The sequence below is a fragment of the Rhodococcus sp. AQ5-07 genome (assembly GCF_009707305.1).
GTDB lineage: Bacteria > Actinomycetota > Actinomycetes > Mycobacteriales > Mycobacteriaceae > Rhodococcus_F > Rhodococcus_F erythropolis.
The window spans coordinates 4,947,445-4,961,348 of the sequence record NZ_CP046099.1 but is presented as its reverse complement, the minus strand read 5'-3'; the positions used below and the strand labels follow the sequence as shown (position 1 = coordinate 4,961,348).

Genomic DNA, 13,904 nt, shown 5'->3' with positions numbered 1-13,904 from the left:
CCAGTTAGCGCTTACGGTCAGTACATGTTCCAACCCGTTGCACGTACCTCCGCTTCCGGCGCAGTGTTCGACCAGATTTCGGTGAAAGTGCTGGCCGGAGAGTTGGCCGCGGGTGAGGCGCTACCCAGCGAGCGCAAGCTCGCCGAGGCATTCGGTGTCTCGCGGCCCGCAGTCCGCGAGGCAATTCAGAAGCTCGCCCAGGCCGGGCTCGTCGAGGTCCGCCAGGGCGAGTCCACGTCCGTGCGAGATTTTCGACGCCAGGCCGGACCCGAACTTCTCCCCCAGTTGTTGGTTCGAGACGGCGTCCCCGACCTGACCGTGGTGCGCAGCGTCCTGGAAACTCGCGAGTTGATGGGACCGCAGATCGCGGTGCTGGCCGCCCGTCGCATCTCCGCGGAATCTGCCCGAGAACTCGACACGGCCGTGGATCAACTAGGCGCCACCGAAGATCCGGTAGAGCTGCAAGACCGCGCTCTGGCGTTCTGGGACGTCGTCGTCGACAGCGCGGATTCCATTGCCTTCCGTTTGATCTTCAACAGCCTGCGCGCTGCATACGAACCGGCCATGACTGCACTTGCCTCCGTCATGGTCGCCGAAGTCGGCCAGACCGACCTGTATCGAAAACTGGCCTCCGCCATCACTTCACACGACGAGTCAACTGCCGAGGCGTCAGCCGCACAGCTCCTTCACACCGGTACGACGGCAATCGGCGATGCTCTCACCTTCCTGGAAGGACTCAAACCATGAGCAAGCCTCTCACTCTGGCCGACGCAGCACGGACGTTCCGCAAGTCACCGACGCCGTGGATGATCGGCACCATGTTGGTGGTCGCTGCGGCAGCGCGCTTCACGCTGGGCAACTGGCAGATCACCGACGCCCTTGTTCCGCTCGTGATGCTTGCCGCATTCCCCTTCGTGGAGTGGATTATTCACGTCTTCGTTCTCCATTGGAAGCCGCGGACCATTGCTGGCGTCACCCTCGATTCACGCCTGGCGCGCAGCCATCGGGAGCACCATTTCGCCCCGCGAACCATCTCACTCATCTTCATTCCGTGGCAGACGCTCCTGATCGTGATTCCCGTCCTGACTGCCGTCGCACTCCTGGCGTTTCCCCGTGTCGAACTCGGTCTGACCTTCCTGACCTGTATTTCCGTACTCGGCCTCGGCTACGAGTGGACTCATTTCCTCATCCACAGTGACTTCAAGCCGAAAACTGCTCTCTACCGGTCGGTTTGGCGCAACCATCGCAACCATCACTTCAAGAACGAGCACTACTGGTTCACCGTCACCACCGCGGGAACGGCCGATCGCGTACTGGGCACGTACCCCGATCCAAAATCCGTCGAGACGTCCCCGACAGCCAAGAATCTGCACGGCACCGCGTCGAAGCTGTGAAGAAACGCCGATTCCTGGCCCCTAGCTGGCAATGAACTTGAACTTGACTGTGTATCAGTGATTTTCGTTGAAACCCACCCGAACCGTGCTTAGTGTCGATGGAGTCAGAAGTTCGAAAAACGCTGTAACCGAAGGACGCAACACATGTTCAACGATGTATTCAACAACGTCATCCACCCGATGGTCACGAACTTCCAGCAGTTGGGTCCCCAGCAGTTCATTCCCCAGCAGTTCATTCCTCAGCAGTTCATCCCTCAGGGCCTGTTCCAGCAGGCACCGCAGGCAGCAGAGCAGGCAGTGACGATCTTCGGTAGCTGATACCGCAATCCACAGATAGCGCCACTCAGGGGTCGTCCGTCCAATATGCTGGACGGACGACCTGAGTGCCTCCGCCTGACAAGGATCCCCATGAGCCCCAACACCCCCGTCCACGCATTCACCGATGACGCCCTGGGCGATCTCGACGCCACCGGCGTCGCCGCCCGGATCGAATCAGGCGAGGTGACCGCACGGGAAGTCATGGAGGCGTCGATCGCGCGCGCCGAGGCAGTGCAGGGGCGATTGAACGGTCTGGCCTGCACAGATTTCGATCGCGCCCTTGCCAGGAGCAACCGGCCGGCCGCGGGCATCTTCGCCGGTGTGCCCACCGCGATCAAGGACAACACCGACAGCGCCGGCCTTCCCACCCAGCAGGGCAGCACCGCCTTCACAGCAGTCCCCGCCAAGGCTGACAGCGATTTCGCGAAGCAGTTCCTCTCCACCGGGGCCATTTCGATCGGCAAGACCCGACTGCCCGAGTTCGGATTCAGTGCGTCCACCGAGTACATGACGGAAGAACCCGTGCACAACCCGTGGAACCCGGCCTACTCGTCGGGCGCTTCCTCGGGTGGCGCTGCCGCACTGGTTGCTGCCGGAGTCCTCCCGATCGCGCACGCCAACGACGGTGGTGGATCGATTCGTATTCCCGCTGCTGCCTGCGGACTGGTCGGACTCAAACCCACTCGCGGCCGTACCATCGCCGATCCGGCCGACAAGTCGATGCCGATCCGGCTGATCTCTCAGGGCGCCGTCACCCGCACGGTTCGCGACACCGCACGATGGATGTCAGCGGCCGAAAGTTACTACCGCAATCCACGACTCGCACCGGTTCGTCTGATCGAAGGACCCAGCTCAACCCGCCTGCGCGTCGGCGTGATCACCGATTCCGTGACGGTCACCAAGACCGACGACGAGACACGCAAGTCCGTCGAAGCTACGGCTGAACTCCTTGCCGGCCTTGGCCATCACGTCGAGGACGCGGCATTGCCCGTCGGACCGGAATTCATCGACGACTTCAGCATCTACTGGGGCTTTTTGTCGTTTGCCATCTCCACCGGTGGCAAACAGATGCTCGGGCCCGACTTCGACAAGTCCGGCACCGACAATCTCACCAAGGGCCTGTACACGCTGTACCGGAAGAACCTGGTGAAGACGCCGCGCGTGCTCTACCGCCTGCGACGGCTCCAGCAGCAGTACAGCGCCATGTTCTTGAAGTACGACGTCGTGCTCTCGCCGGCTCTGGGGCACACCACCCCCGAGCTCGGATACCTCTCTCCCGCTCAGCCTTTCGAGGAGCTTTTCGACAAGTTGATCGCGTACACGTCGTTCACACCGCTCAACAACATCTCCGGTGGTCCCGCGATTTCGCTACCGATGCACCAGACCAGCAACGGTTTGCCGTTGGCTTCGCATTTCTCCGCCGATCTCGGCGACGAGCGCACACTCCTCGAATTGGCCTTCGAACTGGAAGAGGCTCAGCCCTGGAGAAGAATCCAGGACTGAGCCTCACCGGTAAATACCCTCAGTCTCGCGGCAATCCGAGCATGCGCTCACCGATCACGTTGAGTTGCACCTCGGTTGTGCCGCCGTAGATGGTGGTGGCACGGCCCGAAATGAGCTGCTCCATCGCCTTGTCGCTTGGCTGACCTGGGATGCTGACCGCTCCGGCAGCACCCAGTTCGGCGACGACGAACTCGGCGATCGACTGGCTGATCTTCATCGCCAACAGCTTGCCGACGCTCGACGTCGTACTCACGTCGATCCCCGAAAGTTGCTTGAGCACAACGCGGGAGCCGATGAGGTCGATCGCCTGACTCTCGGCAACCAGCTCGCCGACGCGGTAGCGCCCGATCGGGCTCAGGTCTGCTGACTTCGCGAACTTCAGTAGATCGGAGTCCGAGGCGTACGCCTCCATCTTCTGGCTCAGTGCGACGCGCTCGCCGGCCAGCGTCGTACGTGCGACGTTCCAGCCGTCGTTGACCTCGCCGACCACGTTCTCGTCGGGGATGAACACGTCGTCGAGGAACACCTCGTTGAACAACGCCGAACCCGTCATCTCACGCAGCGGGCGGACGGTGATGCCCGGTGTCGACATATCGAGCACGAAGTAGGTGATGCCCTGATGCTTCGGCTTGGTGGCGTCCGTACGGGCGATCAGCATTGCCCAGTCGGAGAACTGCGCAACCGTGGTCCAGATCTTCTGACCGGTGATCTTCCAACCGCCGTCGACCTTTTCGGCCTTCGTGGACAATGACGCGAGGTCGGAACCAGCACCGGGCTCACTGAAGAGCTGGCACCACACAAGCTCACCCTGCAGGGTCGGTATTGCCAATTCCTGCTTCTGCTTGTCCGAACCATGCGCTACGACGGCCTGCACGGCCCACGTGCCCATCAGGAGCTGCGGCATCGAGATACCCGCAGCCTTGATCTCCTGGGAGATGACGATCTGCTCGAGCGGAGCGGCGCTGCGCCCGTACGGCTTCGGCAGGTGAGGCTGAACCCAGCCGCCGTCGCCGAGCGCGATGAGCTGGTCGTCCTCGTCGAGCTCGACCAACTTGGCCAGCTCGGCCGCGATGCCGCCGCGGATCTCCTCTGCCTCGGGCGGCAGTTCGAGAACCGAAGCCCGGCTGACACCGTCAAGTGCCTGCTGCGCAACACGATTGGCGCGATCCTCGCGAGTACCGAGAATGCCGCGGATCGAGAGCGCGCGACGGTAGTACAGGTGGGCGTCGTGCTCCCACGTGAATCCGATGCCGCCGTGGACCTGCACACAATCCTGCGCTACCTGCACTGCGGCGTCCGGCACGATGACTGCGGCGATATCGGCGGCAAAATCTGCCGTGTCGTCGCCCTTGTCCAATGCGCTTGCCGCATCCCACACAACGGCGCGTGCCTGCTCGAGCGCAATGCCCATCTGCGCACACTTGTGCTTGACGCCCTGGAACTGACCGATCGGTCGCCCGAACTGCACGCGTGTCTTGGCGTACTCCGACGCAGTGGAAACACACCAGGACATGACGCCGACGTCTTCGGCACCGAGAACGACTGCGGCAATGGACCGTACCCGCGCCTCGGTGAGACCGTCGAGTATCCGTTCGGCGCTGATCTGAACATTGTCAGCTTCGATCCGCGCACTGCCGCGCAGCACGTCGATGCTGTCCTGCACGGTGATCGCGACTGCGCTGCTCTCGAGCACCGCGTAGCGGACACCCTCGGGCAACTGGATCGGGACCAGCAGCACGTCGGCATGTTCACCGCCGAGCACACCGTCGAGTGCGCCCGTGATCTTGTATCCGCCGTCCGACGACTCGGCCGTCAACGGTGCACCCAAGGCGACTGCTGCCGTACGACTTCCGTCGATCAGGCCCGGCAGGAACTCGGGTCCCGCCTTGGAATCAGCGGCGCCGAGAACGGCGCTTGCCAATACCGTCGGAACAAACGGGCCGGGAGAGACAGTGCGGCCCAATGCTTCCAGTGCCACCGCCAAGGTCAGCAGACCGGCGCCGTGACCACCCTGTTCTTCCGGAACCGCGAGCCCGAGAAGGTCTTGCCCGACCAGTGCCGTCCAGAACTCGGGGAACTTGTCCTCGGTCCTCGACTCCACCGCCGCGCGCACCTGCTCGGTAGTGATGGTGCGCTCGGCGAATGACCGCACCGAATCTGCGAGTGCGGTGTGCTCCTCACTCAGCCCGAGGCCGAGTTCGTATGCGTTGCGTGCCATGCGCTTACAGACGTTCTGCGAGGTCGGCGGTGGTCCAGGGACCCTCGCTCTCGATGGTGTTCACACCGTGCCAGCCGGCGAGTTCCGTGATGGCCCCACCCTGAACGGCATACACCTTGCCGGTCAGCTTGCAATCCGCTGCCGCAAGATAGGCCACCAGCGGGGAGATGTTGGACGGCGCAAACGCGTCGAACTCACCCTCGGGGACCTCGGCGGCGAACAACGCGCCCATACCGGGTGTCGCCAGCGTCAGCCGAGTACGCGCGATCGGCGCAATAGCGTTGACACGTACGCCGTATCGATCGAGCTCGTCAGCGGCCACCAGAGTCAGGGCTGCGATGCCCGCCTTGGCGGCGCCGTAGTTGCCCTGGCCCGCGTTGGGCATGAAGGTACCCGAAGCCGAAGCGGTGTTGATGACCGAAGCGTTGACGGTCTCGCCTGCCTTGCTCTGGTCCTTCCAGTACGCGGCAGCGTGGTGCAGCGTCGCCGCGTGACCCTTGAGGTGCACGGCAATGACTGCGTCCCACTGGCTCTCGTCCATACCGGCGATGAAGGCGTCACGAAGAATGCCGGCGTTGTTGACCAGTACGTCGAGTCGGCCGAACTCGCTGACGGCCTGCTTGACAAGGCCCTCGGCGCCGTCCCAGGTGGCGATGTTGTCGGTGTTGGCAACAGCCTTGCCGCCTGCAGCGACGATCTCGTCGACTACCTGCTGCGCGGGGCCGGCATCTGCACCGGAACCGTCGTTTGCTCCGCCGAGATCGTTGACCACGACGCTCGCACCCTCACGAGCGAAGAGCAGCGCATGCTCACGGCCGATGCCGCGTCCTGCTCCGGTGATGATCGCTACGCGACCGTCGAGACTTCCCATCAGTTCAGATTCCCATCAGTTCAGTTGTCGGACATGAAGACTCATTTGTCGGCGATGACCGCGAGGCCGTCCTTGATGACGAGGTCACCGACCGCGCTGGTTTCGTACGAGTACGACGTGGCTCCGTCTGCCGAACCCGACTTGTGGAACACCGTCTCGATGTCCTGTGTCGGGAGTACGGGTTTCGCGAATCGCACTGCGAGACGGCGCAACCGCTCGGTCTCGCCGCCTGCCAGTTCGGTCAGGGCTCCCCACGACGTGAACGCCATCGTGCACAGTCCGTGGTTGATGATTCCGGGGAGACCGGACATCCGAGCGATCTCCTCGTCGAGGTGGATCGGCATCGGATCGCCGGAAGCCGGTGAGTACCGGAATGTCTGGTCCTCGTCGATATGCTGGTTCACCACCGCTGCGGGACTACCAGCGCGAAGAGCGTCGTCGAATCGGTGTTCGGGAGCCTTCTCACCCAGGCCTGGGCCTGCGTCGACCTTGCGGAAGAAGGCCGTCATCCACTGCTCGTTGACCAATTCACCCTTGTCGGTTTTGGTTTCGACGTAGATGACGACGGTGGAGCCGTTGTCCCGGCCCTCGAATCCGATGGGCTTGGCGCGAGCGACCAGATGGTCACCGGGGTAGATCGGACGGTGGAACAGGAAGTCCTGCTCACCGTGAACGAGCTTCATCAGCAGTTCGACCGGCGCCACCGACAGCGCAGCGGGTGCCATCGACATGAAGACGGGTACCACCGCGAAGACCGGTGGAGCGATCTCGCCCTTCAGGTGTCGCTCGATGGGATCGTTGGTGGCAGCCGCGTATTCAGCGATGCGCTCGGCTGTCACCTCGAAGTGCTCCGGATCGGTCCATACGTCCAGCCCGGACGTATCGAATTCGACCGCGTTGGTCTTCGGTGTCGTCATTGAGCCGTTACCCGACCAGCTCGGCGAACTTGGCCAGCGAGGCCTCGAGATCAGCCTTGGCGTTCTTGGCTACTGCCTTGCCGATCGGCCCGACGATCATGGTGCCCTTGAAGCTGGCGTCGACGGTTGCCTTCGAACCGGCACCGTCGGCCTCGACCGAGAGAACGAATTCGACGGTGACGCCGGCCATTCCGGTACCGGCAATCTTGACCATCTTCGGAACCTCGACCTCTTCGACGGTCCACTCGATCTTGTTTGCCATACCCATCACGGAGACGACCTCGGTGAACTTGGCGCCCAACGCAACCTGGGTGGGGAGTTCACTCTTCCAGCCCTGGTGAATGGTGAGCCACTCTTCCCAGCGAGACAGGTCGGAGAGCGCATCCCAGGTCTTCTCGGGGGATGCGGGCAGTACAGCGGAGACGGAAACGGAAGCCATGATGAAACTCCTAGTGGGTAGCTGGCGGGTTGTGGGTGTGATTCAGCGTGCGTAGGGCTTGTATGCGGTCACGACAACTGCGCCGCCGAGTCCGATGTTGTGCTGGAGCGCGACCTTCGCGCCGTCGACCTGACGCTTGTCGGCGGTTCCGCGGAGCTGCCAGGTGAGTTCGGCGCACTGGGCAAGGCCGGTTGCGCCGAGGGGGTGACCCTTGGAGATGAGGCCGCCGGACGGGTTGACCACCCAGCGTCCGCCGTAGGTGGTGTCGTCGGCGTCGACGAGCTTGCCGCCGTCACCTTCTGCGCACAGTCCGAGCGCCTCGTAGGTCAGCAACTCGTTGGTGGAGAAGCAGTCGTGGAGTTCGATGACGTCGACGTCGTCGGCGGTGATCCCGGCCTGCGCGTACACCTTCTCAGCGGCCTTACGGGTCATGTCCGCGCCGACGAGACTGATCGCGCTTTTGTCCTCGAAGGTGCTGTTCATGTCGGTGACCATGGCCTGCCCGACGATCTCGATCGCCTGAGCAGTGAGCCCGTGCTTCTCGACGAATGCTTCGCTGGCGATGATCGCCGCGCCGGATCCGTCCGAGGTAGGCGAGCACTGGAGCTTGGTGAGCGGCCCGTGGATCTGGCGTGCTTCGAGGATCTGCTCGAGGGTGTACTCGTCCTGGAACTGCGCGTACGGGTTGTTCAGTGAGTGCTTGTGGTTCTTGACGGCGATCTTCGCGAACTGCTCTGCAGTGGTTCCGAAGCGTTCCATGTGCTCGACGCCGGCCGCGCCGAACATGTACGGAGCGGGCGGCATCGCGAACTCCTGCAGCTCGGCGAGAGCGAGGAGGTGCCGCATGAGTGGCTGTTCACGGTCGTCGTAGGTGGATCCGAGGGACCCGGACTGCATCTTCTCGAAGCCCAGCGCCAGTACGCAGTCGGCCTGACCACTCTTGACTGCCTGCGTGGCGAGGTAGAGCGCGGTCGATCCCGTCGAACAGTTGTTGTTGACGTTGACGATGGGGATGCCCGTCAGACCCAGCTCGTAGACAGCCCGCTGACCTGCGGTGGACTCGCCGTAGACGTAGCCGACGTATGCCTGCTCGACCTCGGTGTAGTCGATACCCGCGTCTTCGAGCGCCTTGGTACCCGACTCGCGTGCCATGTCGGGGTAGTCCCACTCGCGGGCTCCCGGCTTCTCGAACTTCGTCATGCCGACGCCGACGACAAAAACCCTGTTACTCATTGCCACTCCTGAAGAGAACGGTATCTGTGTGTGACACGCTGTCCCACCAAAGTATGTGAGACATCTTGTCCAGTCAATGGCGGGGTGAGTATCGTTCGATTTATGACAAAAACAGCCGAGTCGGCGCAGCCCGACGGGCGCAGCACTCGCTGGAACGATCACAAGGAGCAGCGCAAAGCGCGGATCCTCGACGCAGCACTCGATGCAGTCAACGAAGGTGGCGCCGACGTCGGCGTCCAGCAGATCGCCGAGCGCGCTGACGTCCCCCGTTCCGTTGTCTACCGGATCTTCAAGGATCGAGCCGACCTCGACGAGCAGCTGCGAGTTCGCATCCTCGAGATGATGATGACCGACCTGACACCCACCCTCACGCCGCAGGGTACGGTCGGCGAGGCTATCTCACGGGCAGTCGAGACCTACCTCCAGTGGATTGTGAAATACCCACGACTGCACCACTTTTTAGGCAAGGGCTCGCCGAGCACGCGGGCCACCGGTTCGAAAGTGGTGACCGGAACCAAGACGGCCATCGCCGTGCAATTGGGGAACCTGTTGGGTGCGATCCTCGCCAGCCGCGGGAAATCGTCGAAGATGGCGGAGCCCTTGGCTTTCGGCGTCATCGGATTGGTCGACGTCAGCGTCAACCGTTGGCTCAGCCAGCCGGGTTCCGATGTGACCAGTGCGGAATTGGCCGAGTTCCTCGGGCGCTCCATCTGGCAGGTTCTGGACGGCAATCTTCGGAGCATCGGCGTCGACATAACTCTGTCGACTCCGATCGCCGACCTGTGACAGTCACCGAACTACCCTGGGCACTCGACGGACGTGGACTTCAACTGATCCGGGTTCCACCACTCGCCCTCCACGCACTGGGTGAAGACAACGCCACTCTCGCAATGGAACTCGAACCCAACCTCCTGACCCCGTATCTCCTCGGCGAAGAATGCCAGGGCTTGTGGCGCTACCGGAGCAAGCAGATAACCGGGAACCCACTCGACAGCGCGTGGATCACCCGCATCGCCGTCGATGCCCGCACCTCGACGCCGGTGGGGTTGGCCGGATTCCACGGTCGCCCCGATGCGCGCGGGATGGTGGAGATCGGATATCGCATCGATCCGGAATTCCGGCGACTGGGCTACGCTCGAACTGCCCTCGAGATACTTCTCGACGTCGCGAGTCGCCAATCCGAAGTGCACATCGTTCGAGCGACCATCAGCCCGGACAACATCGCATCGCGAAATCTGATCAGCCAGTACGGTTTCAACGAAGTCGGTGAGCAGTGGGACGAAGAAGACGGTCTGGAGACCATCTTCGAAGTCAGCGCCTCTCCGGAACCGTGACAGCCGTCAACCCGCTGGTGCTGTCGGTCCAGTGAATAGCACGGTCCTCCAGCATCACTGGTGTCCACAACCTGTAGGTCTTCACCTGATGGTGATGGCGACACAGGCATTGGAGGTTGCTCGCAATGGTCCACCCACCGCGTCTCGGATCGGAAGGATCGAATTCGGTGATGTGGTCGAGTTGGCACCTGTTCGCGGGCACCGAACAACCAGGGAACCGGCAGTGACCGTCGACGGCCCGCACCAATGCGGCCAGAGCCGCTCCCGGAGCATAGGTCAGCGCGCCGGGAGGTGGATCGGGCTGGGCGCCATGCCCATCCGATCTTCGAACTATGTCCGGGGCTCGCGCGACCAACCGTTGCATCGCCCGAATCCGATCTCCGCAGCCTTTCGGTTCGCGACTCAGGCGATCACGTCGGGTGACAAGCGGCAGGACAGTCGGAGCATGTCGCCGACGCGGTCGATTCCCGGCGGCCTGAGAGCGAAAGTCGACAAACAGTGCCTGCCAAGTGGAATCGGCGGCAAGCTCGCGAGCAAAGTCGGGATCGATTGGCCCGTACCCGTCGATACTCGCGGGATCTGACGTCAACCCGAGGAGCGTCGCCAGATCGCACACGATGTGCAGCAACGGCTTCCGACGTGAGGGCGCAGTTGATCGAGCTGCTGGGGATACTGCCTCGCACGTTTCGCTGCCACACTGGCAAGTCAGCCCCTGTTCGCCGTGCAGGAGAGCGACCAACGCGTCGGCCCGGCGCGTCGAGGCATTCCGAGGATCGTGGTTGCAGACGCTTCCGGCGGCCTCGTTGATCAGGCCAAGCGCTTCGACAGCCTCGTTCGCGCTGAGTGTTGCCTGCAACTGGGCGAGTCCGTGACGGTCTGCACGCGTGCGAACATCGCGGTGTTTTAGCATTTTCCGGCGACGTTCGGCGGCAGCATCCGGATCGTAGGCAAAGAGCTGACGTTCGATGTCGCGCTCGAGTTGCCCGGGCGGAAGACGGTGCGCGGAGGCAAGTACTCGGCGCTCGAGTGCTGCGATCGCCTCGGGGTCGGCCCCGGTGAGCCCGTCGACAATCTTGCGCACACGCGCATAGTCCAGCTCGCCGGCAGCAAATGCGGCCTTGGTGAGCGGAAGGAACTCGCGCAAGGCGTCACCGATCTCGATGTGAACTTCGGCTGTGCGCCGCGAACACGTGAGCATGACCGCGATCTCGTTGCACGCGATCCGCCACGCCTTGTCGACATCACCGGACACGTCGAGTTCCGCATTGAATCTCGACTCCGACAACATGGATGCACCGAGCACCTTCTGTGCGGCCAGCATGTTCTCGCTCTGCGCCGTTGCAAAGAGCATGTCCGGCAGCACGAGTGGATCGACGACAGGACGGCCGTCATCTACGACTGCCCCCACACCGCCCGTCGATCCATTATCGAACATACATTCGACACTAGACCTGCCCACCGACAAGAAAGCTAGAGTGCCGGTTTGTATCCCTTACCCTGCATCCAGGCGAGCACATCCAGCACCCGGATCGCCGGAATGGCATCGTCCAGTCCGGCCCGAACTCGCAAGTCGAGCAATCGCACGTGTAATTCTCCGTCGTGCAAGGCCTCTCGTACCGGTTCCACATGGGCAGCCTTCGTTCCCAACTCCCGCCCGATGACGTCGTCGTAGATCGGGTAGAGCCGCGGACGCTTGCGTGCGATCAGTTTGGACGCCATGGTTCGCCCGACGCCGTGAATCTCTCGAAGCGCCGTCTCCAACCGCCACACCGGAGATTCCGGAGTGAAGGGATCGGGTTCGTTCGACAGATCGCGATCGGGGCCCACGTCGGCCAGGAGTCGGTTCAGTTCGGCATTGTTCTCCCCGAGTAGGAAGAAGGCCCCTTGCGCCGGAACCTGAACCGACAGAAGCGTCACCGCAACAAGATCTTCCGCGGTAAAGATGTTCGCATCACGATCGCGGTTGCCACTGGGATCCCAGGAATCCCACAGCGCACCGGTACGGAGATAGCCCGTCTTTCGGAGCGGCCTCGTGAAGTATTCCTGCAGCACGTCGACCGCGCCGGCATCGTCCCCGTCTCGCAGCACACGCGGGAGGCGGATGGGCAACTGATCAACCATGGTCGAGCGACCTTTCCAGTACATATTTGGCGAACCCGGAGTTGTGATATTGCCGAAATGGGCCCTTGCCCTTGGCAACAAGATGCTCCGCGAGTGGACGTACCGTCGTCACATCGACAGGCAGTAGGGCGAACTGTTCCAACGCATCCGAGTCCTCGAGACTGCAGTCGATCACGGTCCCGTCGCCGTCGGCGGACGCCAACTCGGTGCGTCTGATGGCGACCAGATCGTGCTTGGCATCGAGTTCTTCGATGCTGCAGCCGGTTCGCGATTCCAGTGCCGAACTGGATACGTACACGGACATGACGTGCTCGATCGGCTTACCGCCGACCAGATGGCACTCGACGCTCAGAATCTCCATCGGACCGATGTTGAGTGTGAACAAGCGATGGCGCTCCGCCGATCGATTTGTCGACGGCAGGCAACTGATCGTCCACTGTTCGATCTCGACGGCGGCCGGAGCGTCGAACGCGTAGGAGAGAACCTCGGCAATCAGCTCGGCAAGATCTTCGAAGAGCGGGTCGCGCTGCAACCGCTCGAAATTCTCGACAGAAGCGGCGGGACGCACAGGCGCCTTGCTCACGCAGGTCCCCTCTCGTCCGGTGCTTTGCTCTCAGACCTCGCGTCCAAGGTACCCAGCCCTACGCGGGTCTCGCGCGTTCGCCCTCACATACACCCTCGCGTTATGGTTCTCGACACGCACCACCGCCTTACCGATCGCTAACTCGAGGAGCACACGAAGTGGAAATCAAGGGAACCGCAGCACTGGTCACCGGAGCGGCATCAGGCCTCGGCGCCGCAACAGCCAAGCGCCTCGCCGACGCCGGCGCTACCGTCTTCGGCCTGGATCTGCCCGCGTCGATCGAGCGCGCAGGCGACAACGTCCCCGCCGGCGTCACCCTCATCCCCACCGACGTGACCAGCGGCGAAGACGTCGAAGCAGCGATCAACCAGATCGTCGAGTCGGGCTCCCCGCTGCGTATCGTCGTCAACTGTGCCGGTGTCGGCTGGGCCGGACGCATCCTGTCCAAGAAGGGTCCGCACGACCTCGAGCTGTTCCGCACGGTCATCACCGTCAACCTGCTCGGCACCTTCAACGTCATGCGCCTCGCGGCCGACGCCATCTCCAAGACCGAGGCCGTCGACGAGTCCGGCCAGCGTGGCGTCGTCATCAACACCGCTTCCGTTGCTGCCTTCGAAGGACAGATCGGCCAGATCGCGTACTCCGCTTCCAAGGGCGGCGTGCACGGCATGACTGTTCCGGCTGCCCGTGACCTCGCGCAGTTCGGCATCCGCGTCAACACCATCGCCCCCGGCATCATCGACACCCCGATGCTCGCAGGCGTCACCGACGAGTACCGCAAGGGCCTGGAGGCCGGCGTTCCGTTCCCGTCCCGCCTGGGCCAGCCGTCCGAGTACGCGCAGCTCGCGCAGATGATCGTCGAGCACGACTACCTCAACGGCGAGACCATCCGCATGGACGGCGCTCTCCGCATGGCGCCGCGCTAACTTCCCTGCTGTGCGCCTTTATTAACCGCCCGCGGTTAATAAAGGCG

The 13,904-nt window shown here is 62.9% G+C and carries 15 protein-coding genes; 7 read left to right on the top strand and 8 right to left on the bottom strand.

The genetic code is table 11. From position 1 onward, the window contains the following. Window positions 1–24 precede the first annotated feature (24 nt). The 4 genes from GJB56_RS23095 (at window position 25) to GJB56_RS23085 (ending at window position 3,215) form a co-directional block, all read left to right on the top strand. On the top strand, window positions 25–747 hold the full coding sequence (locus GJB56_RS23095) for a FadR/GntR family transcriptional regulator (protein WP_019746349.1): 723 nt from the start codon (window positions 25–27) through the stop codon (window positions 745–747). Further along, window positions 744–1,394: a sterol desaturase family protein gene (locus GJB56_RS23090; RefSeq protein ID WP_113683427.1), complete on the top strand. Its 651-nt coding sequence runs from the start codon at window positions 744–746 to the stop codon at window positions 1,392–1,394. Before GJB56_RS23095 ends, GJB56_RS23090 begins: the two co-directional genes overlap by 4 nt. 144 nt (window positions 1,395–1,538) lie before the next feature. Further along, window positions 1,539–1,712 (top strand): hypothetical protein, encoded by a 174-nt coding sequence (locus GJB56_RS31435; RefSeq protein ID WP_179300798.1) that lies wholly within the window; start codon window positions 1,539–1,541, stop codon window positions 1,710–1,712. Between the two features lie 90 nt (window positions 1,713–1,802). Further along, window positions 1,803–3,215, top strand: a complete 1,413-nt coding sequence (locus GJB56_RS23085) for an amidase (protein ID WP_070796743.1) — start codon at window positions 1,803–1,805, stop codon at window positions 3,213–3,215. A 19-nt stretch (window positions 3,216–3,234) separates the two neighbouring features. Here GJB56_RS23085 and GJB56_RS23080 read toward each other — a convergent pair whose 3' ends face one another. Genes GJB56_RS23080 through GJB56_RS23060 form a run of 5 tightly spaced genes read right to left on the bottom strand, consistent with a single transcriptional unit; the run spans window position 3,235 to window position 8,893 of the window. Continuing rightward, window positions 3,235–5,433, bottom strand: coding sequence for an acyl-CoA dehydrogenase (locus tag GJB56_RS23080; protein ID WP_092765635.1), 2,199 nt, complete (start codon window positions 5,431–5,433; stop codon window positions 3,235–3,237). A 4-nt stretch (window positions 5,434–5,437) separates the two neighbouring features. Continuing rightward, window positions 5,438–6,304, bottom strand: a complete 867-nt coding sequence (locus tag GJB56_RS23075; RefSeq protein ID WP_007735961.1) for an SDR family oxidoreductase — start codon at window positions 6,302–6,304, stop codon at window positions 5,438–5,440. A gap of 41 nt (window positions 6,305–6,345) precedes the next feature. After that, window positions 6,346–7,221, bottom strand: a complete 876-nt coding sequence (locus GJB56_RS23070) for a MaoC/PaaZ C-terminal domain-containing protein (protein ID WP_021342394.1) — start codon at window positions 7,219–7,221, stop codon at window positions 6,346–6,348. A gap of 7 nt (window positions 7,222–7,228) precedes the next feature. Then, the gene (locus GJB56_RS23065) at window positions 7,229–7,660 is read right to left on the bottom strand and encodes a type II toxin-antitoxin system Rv0910 family toxin (RefSeq protein WP_019746343.1); all 432 of its coding nucleotides are present in this window, start codon (window positions 7,658–7,660) and stop codon (window positions 7,229–7,231) included. Between the two features lie 42 nt (window positions 7,661–7,702). Next, a complete protein-coding gene (locus tag GJB56_RS23060) occupies window positions 7,703–8,893 on the bottom strand; it encodes a lipid-transfer protein (RefSeq protein ID WP_113683426.1) in 1,191 nt (396 codons plus the stop codon). Window positions 8,894–8,995: 102 nt separating this feature from the next. Between GJB56_RS23060 and GJB56_RS23055 the strand changes: the two genes are divergently transcribed. Then, entirely contained in the window at window positions 8,996–9,679 is a 684-nt protein-coding gene (locus GJB56_RS23055) for a TetR/AcrR family transcriptional regulator (protein ID WP_020905717.1), read from the top strand. After that, window positions 9,676–10,227, top strand: a complete 552-nt coding sequence (locus tag GJB56_RS23050; protein WP_113683425.1) for a GNAT family N-acetyltransferase — start codon at window positions 9,676–9,678, stop codon at window positions 10,225–10,227. The genes GJB56_RS23055 and GJB56_RS23050 overlap by 4 nt, the downstream gene beginning before the upstream one ends. Here the strand turns inward: GJB56_RS23050 and GJB56_RS23045 are convergent. Genes GJB56_RS23045 through GJB56_RS23035 form a run of 3 tightly spaced genes read right to left on the bottom strand, consistent with a single transcriptional unit; the run spans window position 10,205 to window position 12,931 of the window. Continuing rightward, complete coding sequence (locus GJB56_RS23045) at window positions 10,205–11,662, bottom strand: HNH endonuclease signature motif containing protein (protein ID WP_113683424.1); 1,458 nt, start codon at window positions 11,660–11,662, stop codon at window positions 10,205–10,207. The genes GJB56_RS23050 and GJB56_RS23045 overlap by 23 nt on opposite strands. A gap of 35 nt (window positions 11,663–11,697) precedes the next feature. After that, window positions 11,698–12,348: a DUF6308 family protein gene (locus GJB56_RS23040; RefSeq protein ID WP_084325541.1), complete on the bottom strand. Its 651-nt coding sequence runs from the start codon at window positions 12,346–12,348 to the stop codon at window positions 11,698–11,700. Beyond that, on the bottom strand, window positions 12,341–12,931 hold the full coding sequence (locus GJB56_RS23035) for a hypothetical protein (RefSeq protein ID WP_020968068.1): 591 nt from the start codon (window positions 12,929–12,931) through the stop codon (window positions 12,341–12,343). The genes GJB56_RS23040 and GJB56_RS23035 overlap by 8 nt, the downstream gene beginning before the upstream one ends. Window positions 12,932–13,089: 158 nt before the next feature. Here GJB56_RS23035 and GJB56_RS23030 point away from each other — a divergent pair, with 158 nt between their 5' ends. After that, window positions 13,090–13,857 (top strand): SDR family NAD(P)-dependent oxidoreductase, encoded by a 768-nt coding sequence (locus tag GJB56_RS23030; protein ID WP_020905712.1) that lies wholly within the window; start codon window positions 13,090–13,092, stop codon window positions 13,855–13,857. Window positions 13,858–13,904: the final 47 nt, after the last annotated feature.

Bases quoted from the DNA above. Each gene is read 5' to 3' on its own strand.
- GJB56_RS23095 (WP_019746349.1), top strand. From the start codon at position 25: ATGTTCCAACCCGTTGCACGTACCTCCGCTTCCGGCGCAGTGTTCGAC.
- GJB56_RS23090 (WP_113683427.1), top strand. From the start codon at position 744: ATGAGCAAGCCTCTCACTCTGGCCGACGCAGCACGGACGTTCCGCAAG.
- GJB56_RS31435 (WP_179300798.1), top strand. From the start codon at position 1,539: ATGTTCAACGATGTATTCAACAACGTCATCCACCCGATGGTCACGAAC.
- GJB56_RS23085 (WP_070796743.1), top strand. From the start codon at position 1,803: ATGAGCCCCAACACCCCCGTCCACGCATTCACCGATGACGCCCTGGGC.
- GJB56_RS23080 (WP_092765635.1), bottom strand. From the start codon at position 5,433: ATGGCACGCAACGCATACGAACTCGGCCTCGGGCTGAGTGAGGAGCAC.
- GJB56_RS23075 (WP_007735961.1), bottom strand. From the start codon at position 6,304: ATGGGAAGTCTCGACGGTCGCGTAGCGATCATCACCGGAGCAGGACGC.
- GJB56_RS23070 (WP_021342394.1), bottom strand. From the start codon at position 7,221: ATGACGACACCGAAGACCAACGCGGTCGAATTCGATACGTCCGGGCTG.
- GJB56_RS23065 (WP_019746343.1), bottom strand. From the start codon at position 7,660: ATGGCTTCCGTTTCCGTCTCCGCTGTACTGCCCGCATCCCCCGAGAAG.
- GJB56_RS23060 (WP_113683426.1), bottom strand. From the start codon at position 8,893: ATGAGTAACAGGGTTTTTGTCGTCGGCGTCGGCATGACGAAGTTCGAG.
- GJB56_RS23055 (WP_020905717.1), top strand. From the start codon at position 8,996: ATGACAAAAACAGCCGAGTCGGCGCAGCCCGACGGGCGCAGCACTCGC.
- GJB56_RS23045 (WP_113683424.1), bottom strand. From the start codon at position 11,662: ATGTTCGATAATGGATCGACGGGCGGTGTGGGGGCAGTCGTAGATGAC.
- GJB56_RS23040 (WP_084325541.1), bottom strand. From the start codon at position 12,348: ATGGTTGATCAGTTGCCCATCCGCCTCCCGCGTGTGCTGCGAGACGGG.